Annotated in this window: 18 protein-coding genes and 1 tRNA gene; 13 read left to right on the top strand and 6 right to left on the bottom strand. The window is 39.1% G+C overall.

Annotated features, from left to right (window positions below):
• Positions 1-109 precede the first annotated feature (109 nt).
• From QE382_RS01075 to QE382_RS01040, 8 genes are all read left to right on the top strand, one after another.
• Positions 110-181, top strand: a tRNA-Glu gene (locus tag QE382_RS01075).
• A gap of 247 nt (positions 182-428) precedes the next feature.
• A complete protein-coding gene (locus tag QE382_RS01070) occupies positions 429-1,046 on the top strand; it encodes a phage integrase SAM-like domain-containing protein (RefSeq protein ID WP_307184342.1) in 618 nt (205 codons plus the stop codon).
• On the top strand, positions 988-1,371 hold the full coding sequence (locus QE382_RS01065) for a site-specific integrase (protein WP_307184341.1): 384 nt from the start codon (positions 988-990) through the stop codon (positions 1,369-1,371). The genes QE382_RS01070 and QE382_RS01065 overlap by 59 nt, the downstream gene beginning before the upstream one ends.
• Before the next feature lie 160 nt (positions 1,372-1,531).
• Entirely contained in the window at positions 1,532-2,008 is a 477-nt protein-coding gene (locus QE382_RS01060) for a LolA-like protein (RefSeq protein ID WP_307184340.1), read from the top strand.
• Positions 2,009-2,025: 17 nt separating this feature from the next.
• The gene (locus QE382_RS01055) at positions 2,026-2,646 is read left to right on the top strand and encodes an RNA polymerase sigma factor (protein ID WP_307184339.1); all 621 of its coding nucleotides are present in this window, start codon (positions 2,026-2,028) and stop codon (positions 2,644-2,646) included.
• The gene (locus tag QE382_RS01050) at positions 2,624-3,166 is read left to right on the top strand and encodes a hypothetical protein (RefSeq protein ID WP_307184338.1); all 543 of its coding nucleotides are present in this window, start codon (positions 2,624-2,626) and stop codon (positions 3,164-3,166) included. The genes QE382_RS01055 and QE382_RS01050 overlap by 23 nt, the downstream gene beginning before the upstream one ends.
• Before the next feature lie 210 nt (positions 3,167-3,376).
• Positions 3,377-3,706, top strand: coding sequence for a hypothetical protein (locus QE382_RS01045; RefSeq protein ID WP_307184337.1), 330 nt, complete (start codon positions 3,377-3,379; stop codon positions 3,704-3,706).
• A 305-nt stretch (positions 3,707-4,011) separates the two neighbouring features.
• Positions 4,012-4,650: a carbonic anhydrase family protein gene (locus QE382_RS01040; RefSeq protein WP_294185561.1), complete on the top strand. Its 639-nt coding sequence runs from the start codon at positions 4,012-4,014 to the stop codon at positions 4,648-4,650.
• Positions 4,651-4,760: 110 nt separating this feature from the next.
• Here QE382_RS01040 and QE382_RS01035 read toward each other — a convergent pair whose 3' ends face one another.
• From QE382_RS01035 to prfB, 3 genes are all read right to left on the bottom strand, one after another.
• Complete coding sequence (locus QE382_RS01035; protein ID WP_307184336.1) at positions 4,761-6,062, bottom strand: nucleotide sugar dehydrogenase; 1,302 nt, start codon at positions 6,060-6,062, stop codon at positions 4,761-4,763.
• A gap of 34 nt (positions 6,063-6,096) precedes the next feature.
• Positions 6,097-7,542, bottom strand: a complete 1,446-nt coding sequence (locus QE382_RS01030) for a glycosyltransferase family 2 protein (RefSeq protein WP_307184335.1) — start codon at positions 7,540-7,542, stop codon at positions 6,097-6,099.
• 420 nt (positions 7,543-7,962) lie between these two features.
• Positions 7,963-9,046, bottom strand: a protein-coding gene (gene prfB / locus QE382_RS01025) for a peptide chain release factor 2 (protein ID WP_307184334.1) whose coding sequence is annotated in 2 segments (ribosomal slippage) — positions 7,963-8,985 and positions 8,987-9,046 — 1,083 coding nt in all. Because the reading frame shifts where the segments join, the coding sequence is not laid out codon by codon here.
• Positions 9,047-9,260: 214 nt separating this feature from the next.
• Between prfB and pgi the strand changes: the two genes are divergently transcribed.
• Positions 9,261-10,928, top strand: a complete 1,668-nt coding sequence (pgi, locus tag QE382_RS01020; RefSeq protein WP_307184333.1) for a glucose-6-phosphate isomerase — start codon at positions 9,261-9,263, stop codon at positions 10,926-10,928.
• 168 nt (positions 10,929-11,096) lie between these two features.
• Here the strand turns inward: pgi and QE382_RS01015 are convergent, their stop codons facing one another.
• Both QE382_RS01015 and QE382_RS01010 read right to left on the bottom strand, forming a co-directional pair.
• Entirely contained in the window at positions 11,097-13,013 is a 1,917-nt protein-coding gene (locus QE382_RS01015) for a heavy metal translocating P-type ATPase (protein WP_307184332.1), read from the bottom strand.
• Positions 13,014-13,182: 169 nt separating this feature from the next.
• Positions 13,183-13,524 carry a phage holin family protein gene (locus tag QE382_RS01010; protein WP_307184331.1) on the bottom strand — a complete coding sequence of 114 codons (342 nt, stop codon included), beginning with the start codon at positions 13,522-13,524 and terminating at the stop codon, positions 13,183-13,185.
• A gap of 270 nt (positions 13,525-13,794) precedes the next feature.
• On the opposite strand from QE382_RS01010, the gene QE382_RS01005 reads away from it, so the two are divergent.
• The 4 genes from QE382_RS01005 to typA all read left to right on the top strand — a co-directional run bounded on the left by QE382_RS01005 (position 13,795) and on the right by typA (position 18,957).
• Positions 13,795-14,220: a DUF2147 domain-containing protein gene (locus QE382_RS01005; RefSeq protein ID WP_293880058.1), complete on the top strand. Its 426-nt coding sequence runs from the start codon at positions 13,795-13,797 to the stop codon at positions 14,218-14,220.
• A gap of 155 nt (positions 14,221-14,375) precedes the next feature.
• Complete coding sequence (locus tag QE382_RS01000; protein ID WP_307184330.1) at positions 14,376-15,623, top strand: ABC transporter permease; 1,248 nt, start codon at positions 14,376-14,378, stop codon at positions 15,621-15,623.
• A 259-nt stretch (positions 15,624-15,882) separates the two neighbouring features.
• The gene (gene kbl, locus QE382_RS00995) at positions 15,883-17,073 is read left to right on the top strand and encodes a glycine C-acetyltransferase (protein ID WP_307184329.1); all 1,191 of its coding nucleotides are present in this window, start codon (positions 15,883-15,885) and stop codon (positions 17,071-17,073) included.
• 78 nt (positions 17,074-17,151) lie between these two features.
• The gene (gene typA / locus QE382_RS00990; protein WP_112375271.1) at positions 17,152-18,957 is read left to right on the top strand and encodes a translational GTPase TypA; all 1,806 of its coding nucleotides are present in this window, start codon (positions 17,152-17,154) and stop codon (positions 18,955-18,957) included.
• A gap of 99 nt (positions 18,958-19,056) precedes the next feature.
• On the opposite strand, the gene QE382_RS00985 is transcribed toward typA, so the two are convergent.
• Positions 19,057-19,563 carry an ecotin gene (locus tag QE382_RS00985; protein WP_307184328.1) on the bottom strand — a complete coding sequence of 169 codons (507 nt, stop codon included), beginning with the start codon at positions 19,561-19,563 and terminating at the stop codon, positions 19,057-19,059.
• Positions 19,564-19,921: the final 358 nt, after the last annotated feature.

Here is a 19,921-nt window from a genome sequence, read left to right as displayed (position 1 = left end):
GCTATTCTAGCGAGTTTTATAATCTATTTCAAAAAAAATGAATAAAAAAAATAGAATAATTTTGGCAGATTTACAAATATTTCTATATTTGCACACCGAAACAGAAAACGGCCCGTTCGTCTAGGGGTTAGGACGCAAGATTTTCATTCTTGAAACAGGGGTTCGATTCCCCTACGGGCTACAGATCTAAAAGTCAACACATAGAAAAGCCTGCAAATTAAATGTTTGCAGGCTTTTTTGTTTTTCAGTATCTACAAAACCTATATGAACTCCCAATAAAAAAGTGAGTCATTCAGTGAGTCATTTCCTCTCATATACTGACTCACTGAAAATGGTTTAACTAGTTAAAAATCAACATATTTAAAAATAGAACAACTTGATCCGTTTTAGTTACAAGGCTACATTTGTTTCACTTAAATGATGTTGTCATGAGTACAAATTATTCCTTGCTCTTCTACTTGAAGAAACCAAAAAATTATGTTAGTGGCCCCAAGCCAATCTACATGCGGATTACAGTCGATGGTATCCCAAAAGAAGTGTCTACAGGACGGGAGTGTGATCCCTCCAAATGGAATTCCAAAGCCAATCGGGCAAAGGGTACCACCGAGACTGTCAAAACCCTCAATAGTTATCTTGATACACTTGTGAGTAAAGTAAGTACGATCCATAGCACTATGATAGCGACAGGAGAAGAAGTTACAGCAGAGTCCCTTAAACTTAGATTTCAGGGAAAAGATGTCAAACGCAAAAACTTCTTGGATGTATTCAAGGAGCACAACGAACAGATGGAAGCACTTTTAGGTAATGGATTTAAGCCCAATACGCTAAAAGGATATAAAACCTCGCTTTCACATGTTAGTGGGTATCTTGAAGAAAAATACAGGACGCAGGATATCGACACAAGAAAGCTTGACCATGGTTTTGTAAGCGGATACGAATTCTTTTTGCGCAACGATGGGGTGTTCAGCTGTATCGGTGGCGAAATACATGAAACACCTGCGCAAGATCATCAAAATCTGTATTGCGCACAGATGGATCACCGATGATCCGTTTGCCTTCTACAAGATCAAGGCAAAGGCCAAAGAGAAGGAGTTTCTAACAGATGCGGAACTCAGGATGATAGAGGAAAAGTTGTTCAAGATACCAAGGCTTGGTCATGTACGTGATATCTTTGTCTTTTGTTGCTACACAGGACTTTCCTATGCAGATGTGAAGAAGCTAAAATGGACCGATATTGCCGAGGGTGTGGACGGAAAACTCTGGATCTTCATCAGCCGGGAAAAGACCGAAACATCATCAAATATTCCACTAATTCCTAAAGCAAGCTATATCCTTAATTATCATATTGATCTTATTTCAAAATCAATCTAAGGCCCAAACAGTAGATGAAATTGTCAAAAAACACTTAGAAGTAATCGGGGGAGAATCGAATTTAGCAAAATTGGAAAGCGTAGAACTCGACCAAACTCTTTTGACAAATAATATGGAGTTTTCTCAGAAAATTGTTTTGATAAACAACAGTGCATATTAGATGCAAACTAAGTATCCGGGAAAGACCATGCCTATTGCCATTAAAAATAATAGCGGCTGGCAGATTAACCCTTATATTGAAAATAAAGAAGCTGCTGTACTAAAAAAAAATGAGATAGAACCTTACTTATATCAAACCGACTTAGCTGGACCACTTTATCAATATAAAGCAAAAGGAAATGAAATCAGTTTGATTGGGAAGGAAAAAGTTGAAGGTGATGAATGTTATGTTCTGTATGTTAAATATAAAAACGGCTATGGTGTAAAGATATACATGTCTGCCAAAAATTATCAAATTAAAAGAATTAGAGATAAATTCAGAGAAGTGAATTATTCAGATTACCAGAAGTATGGGGGTATCCTACTTCCAAATGCCACTGAAATAAAAACAGGCAATGTAACTATGCTGTTTAGTTTTACGAAGGTAAAAATTAATCCAAAAATTAATATGAATATTTTTAACTTTCCAAAAAAGTAAAGAACATTTTTTCATATATGATTAAAGCCTTAAACTTATTTAAGGCTTTAATCATTAATAGACCGAAAGAAAATTTTTTTAAGTTATGTAATAAAACCTCTGATTTAGCATCTAAACCTAAAATGGATAAAAAAGAGATTATAACCGGATTGATTAATGATTTCAAAAACAGGATTTATGCTACCTGTTTAAATTATGTGGGAAATCATGATGATGCAAAGGACATTTTTCAGGAAATTTGCATTATTATCTGGGAAAAATTTGATTCGTTTAAACAGATATCTTCTGTTGGCACTTGGATTTATCGTATTACGGTGAATACATGTTTGCTTTATATCAGAAAGCAGAAAAAATTGAAATCTCATTATGCGAATATTTTGCAAGAATTGGATGCAGAAATAGTTGCAGAAGATATTTCTGTAATTAAAGAACAGCAATTGGAGTTTATATACGATCAAATTAATATGCTCGAAGATTTTGATAGGCTTTTAATCATTTTACATTTGGAAGGTATGAAATACGAAGAAATCGGGAAAATAACCGGAATTACTGTAAGTAATGTAGGCGTAAGATTAAATCGAATAAAATCAAGAATAAAAATTAACAAAACTAGAAATGAGAAACACCAAAAATTTTGATTTTTTTAAATCAGATTTAGAAAAAATCAACCGGAAACACAAAGTAAATCTATGGATTATTATTCCTTTTATGAGCGTCATCATTATTTGTATATTAGTTATTTTAACCAAATTCGATGACAGTTTTTCTATTGGAAGCTCATCAACTGTATTGGGTATATGCCTGATATTTTTAGGCTCAATATTTTTAATTGGTTATAATTACTACAGTATAAAGGCTGTAGATATGAAATCTCAAGTAAATGAAGCGACGTTCGACTACCTAAAGAATATATATAAACAGATTAAGTCAAAAAAGATGCTTCTTTTAATTACATCATTGGGCTTTTGCATATTCTTATCCTCAGGAATTCACGTTATGGTTTTTAAGTTCTTTAGTGATAGGGTAGTCATAGGAATATTAGGCCTTTATTATGGGGTATTTGCCGCGCTTTACGGATATTTCTTTAAAGTTGTAAATAAGAAAATTGATCACGAATATGGCCCTATAATAAAAAAAATTAAAGCAACATTATTGTAATTATTTTAGTTTTTAATTGTTATACCTTCGGAGAAGGATGCATTTTAAAATCAGAGGGAAAGTTTTTGTACAGTTATATAACAGTGAGATTTTCTCTTAATCTCCTAGTTCGCTAAACTCAAATATTATCTCAGTTATTCGCACTGGAAGATGTCACCGATAGACTGACAGGGATAAAGGATGCCGATCATTTAACCATGGATGAGCAGTATGGATACTTTTTTTTACAGTGTGGGTAGCAAAATTTACCAATATGACATGGACACCAAACAAGTAAAGATGGTGAAGGATTATGGCAGCAGAAAAGTCTCTATGTTGAAAACCAACCGGACGATGTCGCGTATCACCGCGACCAATGAAGCGCGCTATACGTCACCGAGGTATGCGGTGATCGTGGGTACCTACGATGAAGCGTTTCCAGATGACAGCGGTACATTGGACTTTTTACGTATTCCGGGTTTAATGAGCCCCATTTCTACCTATTATTCATTCGATGGCCTAGGCAAGGTGATTGATATCACTTATAGTGAAACTCAGTAATAGTAAAGTATCTTAACATGACGTCATATCTAAAGCGTGACGTCGCCTTTAATTTAATTTTTACACAGTGATAACATCATACTAAATAAAAATTGGTGGTTTCTATTAATAAGTGTACTGCTTTTCCCCACAGTATTATTTGCCAAAGTGGATAGTATTCTTGTCTATGGGCATATGAAGACCTTTACTTTATTCTGGCAAGAGTGCTGTTAAGCGAACCGTAAAAATTACACGTATTTAGCCCTGTTGGTAATTAAAATGTAACATATTAATTTTACTTTTAATATTCCAAATAATAAAATCTTATGAAGGCACATACGTACGAAACACAATCGACGATTACACCAGAAAAGGCGTTGGATTTCCTGAAGGAGGGAAACCAGCGATTTGTTAATAACCTAAAAGCAAACCGCGATCTTCTCGAACAGGTGAATGCTACACGCGAAGGGCAATGGCCATTTGCTGTCGTGCTGAGCTGCATCGATAGCCGCACATCAGCAGAACTTATATTTGATCAGGGATTGGGCGATATCTTCAGTATTCGCATTGCAGGAAATTTTGTCAATCAGGATATTTTAGGTTCGATGGAATTTGGTTGCAATGTAGCGGGATCAAAACTTGTTGTTGTGCTTGGTCATACCAAATGCGGGGCATTAAAAGGAGGGTTGGACGCTGCGCAGATTGAAGGAATGGGGATGGACAATCTAAACCATTTAATTAATCATTTTGATCCGATCATTAACGAAGTGATAGACGAGGGAGAAGAGCGTTCATCAAAGAATAATGAGCTGCTTGAAAAGCTTAATCAGCAGAACATCAAACATGCGATTAGAGACATCCGTAGACAAAGTTCAACTCTCCGTAAACTTGAAGAAGAGGGTAAAATTAAAATAGTCGGAGCCAACTATGATGTTGAAACCGGTAGTGTAAGTTGGTTGTATTAGTGTGCCTATCGGCTTCGATGATACAGAAAAAGGGAACGCCGTATCTAACGAATGAAAAGTTAGATGCGGCGCCACTTTAATTGAAATTGAACTATCTTCTACCAGAATTCTTACAATCGTGCATCTACTAATTTTCGATCAAGTATTCCTTTGATATCAAATACAACAGAATTTTCCTTTTTCAGTTTGCTGAGATCTAAGTGTAAAAATTCTCTATGACCTACGGCCAGTATTACAGCATCATAGTCACCAATTTCTGGAAGAGTTGATAACAATTCAATATTGAAATGTGATTTTACGTCCTCCACATTGACCCACGGATCGTAGGCATCTACCTTTAACCCGAACTCCTGAAGGTCGTGGATCATGTCAATAACCTTACTGTTTCGTATATCAGGACAATTTTCTTTGAATGTAATACCTAATACCAGCGCTTTGGCTCCATCAAATTTGATGTTTTTCTGAATCATCAGCTTCACAACTTTTGAAGCAATGAATGAAGCGATCTGATCATTGACCTCCCTTCCAGATAATATAACGTGAGGATGATAACCAAGTTGTGTCGCTTTTTGAGCAAGATAATAGGGATCTACCGATATACAGTGCCCACCGACTAGTCCGGGCTTGAATCGGAGAAAATTATATTTTGTGCCCGCAGCATCCAATACATCCTGTGTATCTATACCTACACGATCAAAGATCAATGCAAGCTCATTCATAAATGAAATATTTACATCGCGCTGTGCATTTTCGATTACCTTGGCAGCTTCTGCTACTTTAATTGAGGGAGCTAAGTGGGTTCCGGCCTCGATAATTTTTTTATATAGTCCATCCACTGCTAACCCCGCTTCGGGTGTACTTCCTGAAGTTACTTTTACCACTTTCTGAAGCGAGTTAACTTTATCGCCCGGATTAATCCTTTCAGGAGAATAACCAACATAAAAGTCTTGATTGAATGTTAATCCCGAATATTTCTCCAAAACCGGTATACATTCCTCTTCTGTACAGCCGGGATAGACTGTCGATTCATAAATAACAAGATCGCCAGGATTTAACAATTCGCCAATCATTTTTGATGCTCCGATTACTGGTGATAGATCGGGTGAATTATAGCGGTCTATGGGAGTTGGGACTGTAACGATATAGACATTCGCATCTGAAATATCTGCAGTAAGACTACTCGCATCATAACCCTTACTTTGATTTGATGTAACATACAAATCTCTAACACGAGCTAGTTCTTTCTTATCAGTCTCAAGGGTACGGTCAACCCCCTGTTTAAGCTCTTCAATACGTGTTTTATTGATATCAAATCCAATCACCGGGAAAAAATCGGAAAATGCTATTGCCAATGGCAACCCAACATATCCTTGGCCGATGACGGCAATTTTTTTTACCTGAAAATCTCTCATATATAGCTGTAAATATACGTTCTTTGCATTAATTTTATCCCCTTGTCAACCAACCTCTACGTCCCGCCGTTGCTATCGCATATGGTGTAATCCAAAATAAACTGAAAGCATAGAATATACTGTAGCTATAAGCCCAGAAAGCTTCTTTGGCGTTTGCATTTTTAGAGGCAAAGAAATATGCCTGAATACTCGAGAATATTAAAATACCAACCAATGTTGAACTCAAGAACATCAATGGATAATGAAATACCGTCCAAAGCATAAGCAATAGCAATGGATAAGATAACAATACTTTTTTCCATTGCATTAGCAATAAAATGCGCGCTCCCCATTTAGGACCTTGACGGAAATTCTTAAATGCAAATTTACTCATGGCGATATTCTCACGTACATTACTTCTTTCCCAACGAATAAACATTTTATATAAATTTTTGTAACGTACAGGTGTGTCCGTATAAACATATGCATTGGATTGAAATAAGACATGATATCCTTGTTTCAAAATCATATTTGTCATCGCACGATCTTCACCGATATCAGACGGCTGCCCCATGAAAGTCTGGTTTATCCAATCTTCTAAACAATTCATGACAGCTTCTTTGCGGTACCCCGAAAGTGCTCCTGGTGTACACATGACGGTACCCAACATACTTTGTGCTGAACGTACAAATTCAAAGCTAAATACGAAGCTAACGTTAAGCATGCGAGGGATTATCGCTTTTTTAGTGTTTAATACACGTACATTTCCAGCTACCGCACCACACTCTTTATTGGTTACAAAAGGGCTTGCCATGTTGCGTATCGTGTCCTTCTTCACAATAGAGTCACTGTCAACTGTAATAAAGATCTCACCGGTCCCTAATTTAAAACCACGGTATAGGGCATGTCTTTTACCCATGTTCTTAGGCTGTTTATAGATGTCTACGCGGTCACCAAGTTCTGTTTTGGCACGTTGTATCCACTCAAAAGTGTTATCCTTACTACCGTCGTCAATGGCGATAATTTGCAATTTTTTTTCTGGATAATCGCTGTTTGCCAAGCTATGTAAAGTATCGTATACCAGTTGTCCTTCATTATACGCTGGCACAATGATAGTACATGTAGGCAGTTCTTCGTCAGATACCGATGCAATTGGCTTATATTTCCGATGGAGTACAATCAGAAAAATTAAAAAACTGATAGCAATAACGGCAAGTAATATACCTAATCCGATCACAAATGTACCGCCGATACTATCTAAACGTTGGAAACGTAACGCATCAAAGTCGGGTTGAAGCATGTATACGCCAAATACCGACGCAAATAAAATGAAAAATGTTGCTCCAACGATACCATACTCTTTAGGACCAAAGTTACTTTCTTCCTCTTTGCGAACTTTATTTTCAGATCGCTTTTCTGCTGCATTTACATCATATACAGCAGGCTGCCATTGCGTGGTCATCTGCTTGGATACGATCGAGTTTTCTTTCATGTAATTCATAACCGTTCTATTTTAGATACACATTCGTTTTTTCAATCTTTAATTTGATATCGCTTCTGATATCTTTTGTAATGAAAATATTACGATTCCATAAACGCAAAACACATGCCTTTATTTCATGCCAAAAACACGATGCAATCCATGATTGTAACGTTATTGATACAAAAAGATTATGTGTAAGACATTGGTTTTCAGTTGTTTGATTTTGAATTGTAAAGGGAATTACTTAAAATGTGACTTCATTCTAATGGATGGATTTTTAAGATTTTTTAACATTTGCTATCTTTTTGTTAAACGAAATTGACAGTTTTTGTCACTAACTGTGTAGCAAAACGGCCACCATTATAATGGAAAGGATAAGGCAAAAAAAAAGACGCTCGCTAATGCGGGCGTCTTTCGGATCATCAATTTTCTATTTTTTTACCCGCCAAATTCCATGAGATAATTTTTCAGGAAATCATTGAGATCACCGTCTAACACTGCTTGTGTATTGGATGTTTCGTAATTTGTGCGTAAATCTTTAATTAATTTATACGGATGTAAAACATAGTTTCGAATTTGGGAACCCCATTCGATTTTCTTCTTATTCCCTTCAATAGCAGCTGTAGCTTCCTGGCGTTTACGCATTTCAATTTCATATAGCTGTGATTTCAATAGACGCATCGCATTTTCCTTATTTTGTAATTGCGATCTGGATTCCTGATTCTTAATAATAATGCCCGTAGGCTTGTGGTGTAATCGAACTGCGGTTTCCACTTTATTTACGTTCTGCCCACCTGCACCACCAGAACGGAAAGTATCCCATTCAATTTCAGAATCTTTCACATCGATCTCAATATTATCATCGATCAAGGGATAGACATAGACTGATGCAAAAGAGGTATGGCGTTTTGCGTTGGAATCAAATGGGGAAATCCGGACGAGCCTATGTACACCGTTTTCTCCCTTGAGGTAGCCGTAAGCAAAATCGCCGGATATCTGAAGAGTAACACTCTTGATGCCGGCTACATCACCTTCCTGAGAATCTTGCTCGGTTACTTTATAACCGTTTTTCTCACCCCACATAATATACATCCGCATCAGCATAGCAGCCCAGTCGCAGCTTTCAGTACCGCCTGCGCCGGCAGTAATCTGTAAGATTGCATCCAGCTGATCTTCTTCAGCACTAAGCATATTTTTAAATTCGAGCTCCTCGACTTTTTCTAAAGCGAGTTGATATTGGTCGTTCACTTCCTTTTCGCTTGCATCGCCCGATTGGTAGAATTCATACATGACATAGGCGTCTTCAACCGCCGCTGCGACTTCGTCGAAGTTGTCTGTCCATACCTTTTGGTTTTTTATGGCCAGAAGTATTTTCTCTGCCGCTTTGGAATCATCCCAAAAGCTTGCTTCCAGCGTAATCGCTTGATCTCTTTCTATTTCTTCTTTGCGCGCATCGATGTCAAAGATGCCTCCTCAGGGAAGTCACACGATCCCTCAAGTCTTGAATTTGTTCTTTTGTCATATCCGCTAAAGTATAAATTTTAATTAATAAATTCATGCCCCTATCAAGAACTTAACGTTGAATATCCGTTGGTAAATAGGGATATGTGACCTTTTTTTTTTAGTTTTGGTATTGTCAGCAGAATAAGCCTTCATTTGAGAAGCTACAATCCGTGTATTATAGCGATCCAGAAGGCTCTTATTGATGTTTAAAACAAATATTTTAGTAAAAACAGATGTTTCCAAAAATTAACTTTACACAGACGCAAGCCTTTAAGGATCTTACCCAGCATTTTGGATCTTTATTTGGGCCATATAGTAATGATTTAAAAGAGCTACGCCAACTTTTTGCAGAAGATCCTGCACGCTTCGATAGATTTTCAATAGCATTTGAAGACATTCTTTTAGATTATTCCAAAAATAGCATTACAGAAGAGACGAGAGCACTCTTGGTGCGGCTGGCTGAGGAATGCGGTCTTGCTGAGGCAATAGAGGCGATGTTTTCGGGCGAGCGTATTAATGTCACCGAGAATAGACCAGTTTTACACACGGCCTTGCGGAACCAGTCTGATCAACCCATTTACGTGGATGGTCAAGATGTGATGCCTGATGTTAAACGTGTATTGGCGCAGATGAGAGCTTTCACAGAAAACATCCTATCTGGTCAGTGGAAAGGATATACTGGCAAGGAGATAACCGATGTGGTCAATATCGGGATTGGCGGTTCAGATCTTGGTCCTGTAATGGTAACAGAGGCACTTAAGGCTTATAAAACACGTTTAAATGTACATTTTGTTTCCAATGTGGACGGTACACATATTGCTGAAACTTTGAAAGCTGTTGATCCTGAAACCACGTTGTTTCTGATTGCTTCAAAGACGTTCACCACACAGGAAACGATGGCCAATGCCCATACAGCCAAAGACTGGTTTTTGGCAAGTGGCGCTCTTGAACAAGACGTCGCTAAGCATTTTGCGGCATTGAGCACCAATACACAAGCAGTACAAAGCTTTGGAATAGATACCCAAAATATGTTTGAATTTTGGGACTGGGTTGGCGGACGTTATTCGCTTTGGTCAGCAATAGGTCTTTCTATCAGTCTGGCAATAGGTTTTGATCGTTTTGAGGAGCTACTAAAAGGTGCCTACGATGCCGATGTTCATTTCAAAGAAACTTCTTTTGAATCCAATATTCCGGTCATATTGGCGTTGCTCGGTGTGTGGTACAATAATTTTTTCCAAGCAGAAAGTCATGCAATTCTTCCGTACGATCAATACCTACACCGTTTTGCTGCCTATTTCCAACAAGGGGATATGGAAAGTAATGGAAAATATATCGATAGGAATGGCGAACAAGTTCAATATCAAACCGGACCGATTATCTGGGGTGAGCCCGGTACAAACGGACAGCATGCGTTCTATCAATTAATTCATCAGGGGACCAAGTTGATACCATGCGATTTTATTGCGCCTGCGAATAGTCTTAATCCTATTGGAAATCATCATCAATTGTTGCTGTCCAATTTTTTTGCGCAGACCGAGGCGCTAATGAATGGTAAAACAGCGGAAGAAGTGGTTGCCGAACTCAAGAAAGCAGGGAAATCAGATCAAGATATAGAAGCACTTAAAGCTTATAAAGTTTTTTCTGGTAATCGCCCGACGAATTCCATCTTATTGAAAAAAATGACCCCCCGTACTTTGGGAAGACTTATTGCATTTTATGAACATAAGATCTTTGTGCAAGGCGTCATCTGGAACATCTATAGTTTCGATCAATGGGGCGTTGAACTAGGTAAACAGTTGGCCAATCAAATCCTTCCGGAATTAAGTGATGACAACACGGTTTCAAGCCATGATTCTTCTACCAATGGATTGATCAATGCGTATAAGGCTTGGCGGGACTAAAATTTCTTACTCGATCTGAAATAGATCATGGATGAAACATAGGAAGCGGGGCTGTTCAACTTTTGGACAGCCCCCTTTTTTTTAATTATGGCTGTATCTCACTAAAGTATTTTTCAACGATCTAATTTCTATAGATATTACGATCTAATTTCTTGGATAACTTCATTTTCATACTTCTTTATGCTGTATTCTTATAGCATTCAAAATCGCCAAGAGTGCGACTCCCACATCCGCTATGACAGCTTCCCAAAGTGTTGCAACACCACCGGCACCAAGGATCAAAACAATGACCTTTACGCCCATTGCCAAGATTACATTCTGCCAGACGATATTGCGGGTTATTTTTCCGATTTTTATAGCAGATAAGATCTTGTTTGGCTCATCGTTCTGGATGACAATATCAGCTGTTTCTATCGTCGCATCAGCGCCGAGTCCACCCATTGCGATGCCTACCTGTGCTAATGCAACTACTGGAGCATCATTCACACCATCACCGGCAAAGGCAACATGGCGTCCTTGATCGAGCAGTTGCTGTACATGGCTAACCTTATCCTCGGGGAGGAGGTCTCCATAGGCCTCGTTCAGTCCCAGCTCTTTGGCTACCTCGTTTACTACCGCTGTTTTATCGCCAGATAACATGACCGTATAAAGACCTTCCGCACGCATCGCCTGAATAACGGCCTTCGATCCTGGTTTAATCCGGTCTGCAACAGTTATATAACCGGCATATTTGCCGTCGATGGCAAGCATCACAATGGAATATACCATTTTCCTCAAATCATCCGGGTAGCTAATGTTATATTTGTCCAATAACTTGCTGTTGCCTGCTAGTGTTTGCTTTCCATTCACCGTAGCACAAAGTCCATGGCCTGCAATTTCCTGAATATTTTCCGTTTTTAGGGCTGTGTTGCCTGGATTATAACTGGCTATCGCCTTCGCAATGGGATGTGTGGAATGTACCTCTATCGCTTTTGCATAATCCAATAATTCTTGGGGATCTCCATTGACTGCAACAACCTCCGTTACTTCAAATACCCCCGCTGTGAGTGTCCCTGTTTTATCCATTACTACAGTATCAACTGCGGTAATGGCATCGAGGAAGTTGCCTCCCTTAAATAATATTCCGTTTCGCGAGGCTAAGCCTATGCCTCCAAAATACCCCAATGGGATAGAAACAACCAGCGCACAGGGGCAGCTAATCACCAAGAAGACCAAACTGCGATAGAACCAGTCCTTAAAACTATAGTCTTGCACAAAGCATAGGGGCACAATAAGTACCAATAGCGCAAGACCAAAGATTATTGGGACATATACTTTGGCAAATTTGGCAATAAACAACTGCGTTTTGGATTTACGCGCTGTAGCATCTTGTACCATTTCGAGGATTTTGCTCAACTTGCTATCCTCAAATTTGTTGGAGACCTCGATTTCTACAACCGTTTCCAAATTAATCATCCCCGCAAAAACCGTTTCACCCCTATATTTTGTATCAGGTTTACTCTCTCCCGTCAAAGCGGCGGTATTAAATGCGGCTTTTTCTGTATTTAACTTACCATCGAGCGCCACTTTTTCACCCGCTTTTACCAGGATGATTTCGCCAGTTGTGACAGTCTTTGGGTTTACCTGTTGCTGTTGGCCATTTCGTAATACAGTAACGGTATCGGGACGGATATCCAAGAGTGATTTGATCGATTTCTTGGCATTGTCTACGGCGGTGTCCTGAAACCATTCTCCGATTTGGTAGAATACCATTACCGCAACCCCCTCTTCAAATTCTCCAATAGCGAATGCCCCTAAGGTCGCCACAGTCATCAAAAAGAATTCATTAAAAATATCCCCCCTTTTTGCCTTACGGAAAGCCATCAGGATAACAGGTATTCCCGCAAGCAGGTAAGCGATGCTATTTAAGGCTAAACTGATGCCAGGTGGAAGAGTGATCTTGAAAGCATATTTCAATAGAAGTAAAGTAAGCAGGATGACAAGAGCGATGAGCAATTTGCTCTGGGCAATCCACCAAGGCTGCTCCTTCGTGGTAAGAGCGTGCTCGTGTGTGGCATTGCTATGCTCATGGTTGTGTTCACACATATATCAGCGTTTTCTTTTTAAAAAATTAAATTTAACGATTTCTGCCGTAAATAGCGAGAGGATTGCAGATAGGGATGTGATGTTAATAGGCTGAGGCTGGGTTTAAGAAATAAAAAAGGCGTTCGTATCAATTGATTCGAACACCTTCAACTACGTAATATAATGTATTTTAATCTTTTGACATACTGCCAACAATCATTTCTAATAGGGCAACGACGATGGCAAATAGTGCCGCAGTCCAGAATCCGTCAACATCAAATTTCGAACCGAGTAGCCAATCTGAAAGCAGAACCATCAGTACAGTAATAATAAAGGATACCAAGCCCAGTGTCAGCCAATTTAAGGGGAACGTAAATAACCGTAGAATCGATCCCACAGTTGCATTGACGAATCCAATAACAAGTCCGGTAACTATGGCCCAGCCAAATCCAGCAACATGAGCGCCGGGGACGAGCCAGCAGGCAACTGCCACGACCAACCCGGTAAGTAAAAGACTAATAATAAATTTCATAATATGTGCTAATTTTTGTAAATAGTTAAAAAAGAAATAATATGATTATAATGTTGCAAACCCAATGCCAAACTTTATTTATCGAATGAATTCTGGGTATTGCGAAGAAAAGGCTTTTTTATGGGGTAGCGGCTGAATCGGATAATCATTTTTTTATTGGTAACTAACTGTAGTTTTATATTGAATATATGCGAGCATAGTAAATATTTCTTATCTTTATTTATAAAGAATTTATACAGAGCTTCACTTGCTCATAAAAATAATAAACCCATGAAGAAAATTATGATGTCATTCCTAATGTTGCTGATTACGGTAACATTATTTGCGCAAACAGATCCCATCATCGGAAAATGGGAAAATCCAAGTGGCGAAGGCCGTGTTGAAATTTACAAAAAAGGCGATAAGTTTTTTGGTAAACTGTATTGGCTGAAATTTCCTAACAACGAAGCGGGTCAGCCAAAGAAAGATATAAAAAATCCAGATAAAGCATTACAGGGTAGAAACGTACAAGGCCTGGAGATCTTGACCAATTTTGAAAAAGATGGAAGTACCTACGTCGACGGAAAGATTTACGATCCCAAATCAGGCAAAACATATAGCTGTAAGATGACGCTTAAGGGAGATAAGCTTGATATCAGGGGCTATATGGGGGTGAGCCTGCTCGGTCGTACAGAGACATGGAAAAGAATTCATTAAGAACTGTAATAGCCGCTAAATCGGCATAATCCGCTAGCATGCACAGCTGCGGTCTCAGTCAAAAAGGCAATTTATTCCATGGCAGTAAATTGCCTTTTTGGTTTTGTGCGGGAATTACAGTATTTTCATCCCTACAAATCCTAAATATTAGCTTTATGGCCGTAAAAATGTCTTATGTTGAGAATGTCAAGCTTGCACTACAATCTATTGTAGGGAATAAGCTGCGCACATTTCTGACAGCACTGATTATTGCCATAGGAATGATGGCCCTTATAGGGGTGTTGACCTCGATCGATGCCATGAAGAATTCGCTGACAGATTCCTTTTCATCGATGGGGTCAAACTCTTTTAACATTCGCAACCGGGGGCTCAATGTTCGCATCGGAAATGAGGGGACGCGCTCCAAAGTCTTCGCTAATATAACCTATGCACAGTCCGCTCGATTTAAACAAGATTTTCACTTTAACGCGTTGACATCAGTCAGTGCCAATGTGAGCTGGAATACGACTGCAAAATTTCAATCCAAAAAAACAAATCCCAATATCGGCCTGATAGGCACCGATGAAAATTATCTACAGACATCAGGCTATGTTATCAGCGAAGGCCGTAATTTTTCCACTAGAGAGGTAGAAACAGGTAGTGGTGTTATTATCATCGGCAGTGAAGTTAGTAAAATGCTTTTCAATGAAATCATCGATCCGGTGGGGCAGTTTATTACCGTTAACAACATCCGTTATTTGGTTATCGGCGTATTAAAAAGTAAAGGTTCCTCTGCGGGGATGGGGGGAGATAGGGCATGTTTTATTCCGCTGATCAAGGCAAGGTCAGTGATGCAGGGTGCCGAACCCTCCTATGTGATCACGGTTTCTTCCAACGATCCTATGCGATTGGAAGCGGCTATTGGCGAAGCTACTATCGTGTTTAGAAATATCCGTGGATTGGCGTCCAGGCAAACCAATGATTTTGAAATCACCAAGTCCGATGCGGTTGCCCAGATGCTGATGCAAAACATGGCAATGGTCACTTTAGGAGCTGTAGTGATTGCCTTTATCACCCTTGTGGGCGCTTCAATCGGATTGATGAATATTATGCTTGTTTCGGTCACTGAGCGGACACGCGAGATCGGCATACGCAAGGCAATCGGTGCAACACCGAGTGTTATCCGTAAACAATTTTTGATGGAAGCAATTGTGATTTGCATGATAGGTGGTGTTGCCGGAATTTTTATCGGTATTCTGATCGGTAATATCCTGGCCCTGCAGCTCGGTACATCTTTTATTATACCGTGGGGAGCGATTATTATGGGCTTTGCGGTATGTGGACTAGTCGGTATGCTGTCGGGTTATTACCCCGCTTCAAAAGCATCTAAACTGGATCCAGTCGATGCGCTACGATACGAATAACCTTTCCCTCTGCTTTCAGTAATTTAATTGCCTTTAAGAAAGATAAGACTTGTTGTTACACGATGGCTTTTACGCGTATTCGTGTTTTTTTTATTGGAGCGCAGAGATGGGGCAAGAGCGTATTTTATGCAATCGGTTTAATATGACCAAATCATTGATTTGGGATAAATTCTCTGTGAATAATGTCCATCTGGGAAGGTAACACAAGTTATTCCAATGAAAAAACTGTAATATTGTACAAAAAAATTAAAATCGAATTATGTACACAACATTACAACCAGTTTTAGCAAAGGAATTGGAAGCAATCAAAGAAGCGGGATTGTATAAACAAGAGCGCGTGATCGTTACCCCTCAAGGAGCAGACATCAAAGTGAGTACAGGACAGGAAGTTGTCAATTTTTGTGCTAACAATTATTTGGGTCTGTCTTCGCACCCCAAAGTAATCGAAGCAGCTAAGAAAGCGATTGATACACATGGTTATGGAATGTCTTCCGTACGTTTCATCTGTGGAACCCAAGATGTGCATAAAGAATTAGAAGCAAAAATTTCAAAGTTCCTCGGAACAGAAGATACTATTTTATATGCGGCAGCATTCGACGCGAATGGTGGTGTATTCGAACCCTTATTTGGTGCTGAAGATGCCATCATTTCTGACGAATTGAATCACGCCTCTATCATTGACGGTGTTCGTTTGTGTAAAGCACAACGTTTCCGTTATAAAAATGCAGATATGGCTGATTTGGAAGCACAATTGCAGGCTGCATCTGGTGCTAGACATAAAATCATTGTTACAGATGGCGCGTTTTCGATGGATGGATCTGTAGCTCCATTGGATCAGATCTGTGATCTTGCGGATAAATACCAGGCGCTAGTGATGATCGATGAATCGCACTGTACTGGATTTATCGGTGCAACGGGACGTGGTACACACGAGCTTTTCAATGTTATCGATCGTGTAGATATTATTACGGGCACTTTGGGCAAAGCCTTAGGCGGTGCTTCTGGTGGTTTCACTTCCGGTAAAAAAGAAATCATCGATTTGTTACGTCAGCGTTCACGTCCATACCTATTTTCGAATACCTTGGCACCAGCAATTGCAGGAGCTTCTGTAGCGGTTTTAGATATGCTGAGTGAGACAACTGCATTGCGCGATAAATTGGAGTCAAATACAACTTATTTCCGTGAAAAAATGACAGCTGCTGGATTTGATATCAAACCAGGTTTCCACCCAATCGTGCCTGTAATGCTTTATGACGCGAAATTAGCGCAAGAATTCGCATCCAAGATGTTGGACGAGGGAATTTATGTGATTGGTTTCTACTATCCTGTTGTACCTCAGGGAAAAGCCCGTATCCGTGTGCAGATTTCGGCAGGACACGAAGTTGCTCACCTGGATAAAGCAATCGCCGCCTTTACCAAAGTAGGTAAAGAATTAGGTGTAATTAAATAAAATACACATAGTTATAAATTTTATGGTGCAAAATGTTTATCTTTGCACCCTAAAATTTTATAAAAATATTCTTGCTCAATGCAAAACATTAGAAACATTGCGATCATCGCTCACGTCGACCACGGTAAAACTACGCTTGTAGACAAAATTTTATATTTTACCAATCAATTCAGAGAAAATGAAAATGCTGGTGAATTAATCCTAGACAATAATGATTTAGAGCGTGAGCGCGGGATCACTATTGTATCTAAGAACGTATCAGTAACATATAAAGGTGTTAAAATCAACATCATCGATACCCCAGGTCACGCCGATTTCGGTGGTGAAGTAGAGCGTGTATTGAAGATGGCTGATGGAGTAGTGCTATTGGTCGATGCTTTCGAAGGACCAATGCCTCAAACACGTTTCGTTACAGGTAAAGCTTTGGGATTAGGTATCAAACCTATCGTCGTTGTCAATAAAGTCGATAAAGAAAACTGTCGTCCTGAAGAAGTATACGAACATGTTTTTGACCTATTCTTCAACTTAGGTGCTACTGAAGAGCAATTGGACTTCCCAGTATTGTACGGTTCTTCAAAACAAGGATGGATGTCTACAGATTGGAAAAATCGTACTGAAGACTTCACGGACTTGTTGGAAGCCATCATCAAATATATCCCTGCACCAGAAGTCTCTGAAGGTACTTTGCAAATGCAGGTAACATCATTGGATTATTCGACGTTCGTAGGACGTATCGCTATCGGTCGTGTTGCGCGTGGTACGATCAAGGAAAACCAACCGGTTTCTTTGGTGAAACGCGATGGAAAAGTTGTGAAATCACGTGTAAAAGAACTACAGGTATTTGAAGGCCTTGGCCGCATCAAAGTGCCTGAAGTAAGTGCCGGTGATATCTGTGCCGTAGTTGGTATCGAAGGTTTCGATATCGGTGATACCATTGCAGATTTTGAAAATCCAGAGCAATTGGAAGTTATCAGCATTGATGAACCAACAATGAACATGTTGTTTACCATAAATAACTCTCCTTTCTTCGGTAAAGAAGGTAAATTGGTAACATCACGTAACATCTACGATCGTTTACAAAAAGAGTTGGAGAAAAACTTAGCACTACGTGTCGTTCCTACAGAGTCTCCAGATGCTTGGTTGGTATACGGACGTGGTATCCTTCACTTGTCGGTATTGATCGAAACAATGCGTCGTGAAGGTTATGAATTGCAAGTAGGCCAGCCACAAGTTATCATCAAAGAAATTGATGGTCAAAAATGTGAGCCAATCGAAGAACTTGTTGTTGACGTTCCTTCTGATGTGTCAGGAAAAGTAATTGAGTTGGTGACCCAACGTAAAGGTGAGTTGTTGATTATGGAAGCTAGAGGAGATATGCAACATCTTGAGTTCTCTATCCCTTCTCGCGGTATCATCGGTTTACGTAACAACGTGTTGACAGCAACAGCTGGTGAAGCTGTTATGGCACACCGTTTGAAAGGTTACGAGCCTTGGAAAGGTACAATTCCTGGTCGTTTGGCTGGTGTATTGATCTCTTTGGATACAGGTTCAACAACAGCATACTCCATAGATAAGTTACAAGACCGTGGTCGTTTCTTCGTAGATCCAGGTGTGGATGTATATGAAGGACAAATCCTAGGTGAACACATCCGTGACAATGATTTAACGATCAACGTTACCAAAGGAAAACAGTTGACAAATATGCGTGCTTCTGGTTCTGACGACAACGTACGTATTGCACCAGCAATCAAATTCTCCTTGGAAGAATGTATGGAGTATATTCAAGCTGACGAGTATATTGAGGTGACACCGCAATCAATGCGTCTGCGTAAAATCTATTTGACTGAAAACGAGCGTAAAGTAAACGCGAAGAAATTTCAATAGTCCATAGCGAAAAGCGATAACAGAAAAGCCCCCGAACATTGTTCGAGGGCTTTTTTATTGCATTGTGATTTGTTTTAGTCAGTATATCGCTGTAGCGGTTTACTTTTTTGTTCTTACCTCTGCTGCACGGTAGGTGTCACCATCCGTTGTGTAGATTTTGAACTGCACATCATAAGCTTCCGGTACATAAACCACAATCGGCATTCTGCCATTGTAACGTACAGTCTCCGGTTGTGCCGAAACAAAAAGGTTTCTTTTTTCTTTGTCTGGACAAGCCATCATGGTGCTGGCAACATTGCCATTTGTTTTGAATACATAATAGTCATAACCCCAGCCTTGAAGATCCTTTTTCTCCAACGTGCCCGATAGGTTAAAGGAGTTACATCCATCTACTTCCATCCATTTCCCTACCGAAAATTCTATTTTTTTGTTTTTATCACTTTCCGAATAGGGAACTTCAATCACCATTTTTTTATACCCTTTTTCGGGGCTCGGAAAAATGCTTAAGTCTATTTTGTCGATAACCATTTGCGCTTTACTAATAGTTGTTGAGGATACTAATGTAATTACTAATAGCATCATTACTTGAAATACATTTTTTTTCATATCACTGTTATTTGATTTTTAAAGACATATTTGCTATTCATCTGTTTTGTGTTTTTCAATCAATAATATCAAATATGCCTTAATTAATTCGTTGTTTAAACGCTGTGTCTACAAAAAATGCTACATTTTTATAGAAGATTAACACCTATAGGACTATATTGTTTTCGAAAGGATTAATTGTAAAACGAAAAATAAAAAAAAATAATTGTTTGGGAAACTAAATGAAATATTATGTTTTGCATTATAAGCAGATTTTAAAATTAGTGATTTGCCAGGATGAACCCTTTTGGTAAACTTTAGCCTAGTTTAGAACGGCAGCTCTTTTTTTGAAATTCAGGTGATAGAAAACCGAATAGCT

Source organism: Sphingobacterium zeae, from assembly GCF_030818895.1.
Taxonomy (GTDB): domain Bacteria; phylum Bacteroidota; class Bacteroidia; order Sphingobacteriales; family Sphingobacteriaceae; genus Sphingobacterium; species Sphingobacterium zeae.
The sequence above is the reverse complement of the archived record's forward strand: the minus strand, read 5'-3'. Positions and strand labels throughout refer to the sequence as shown.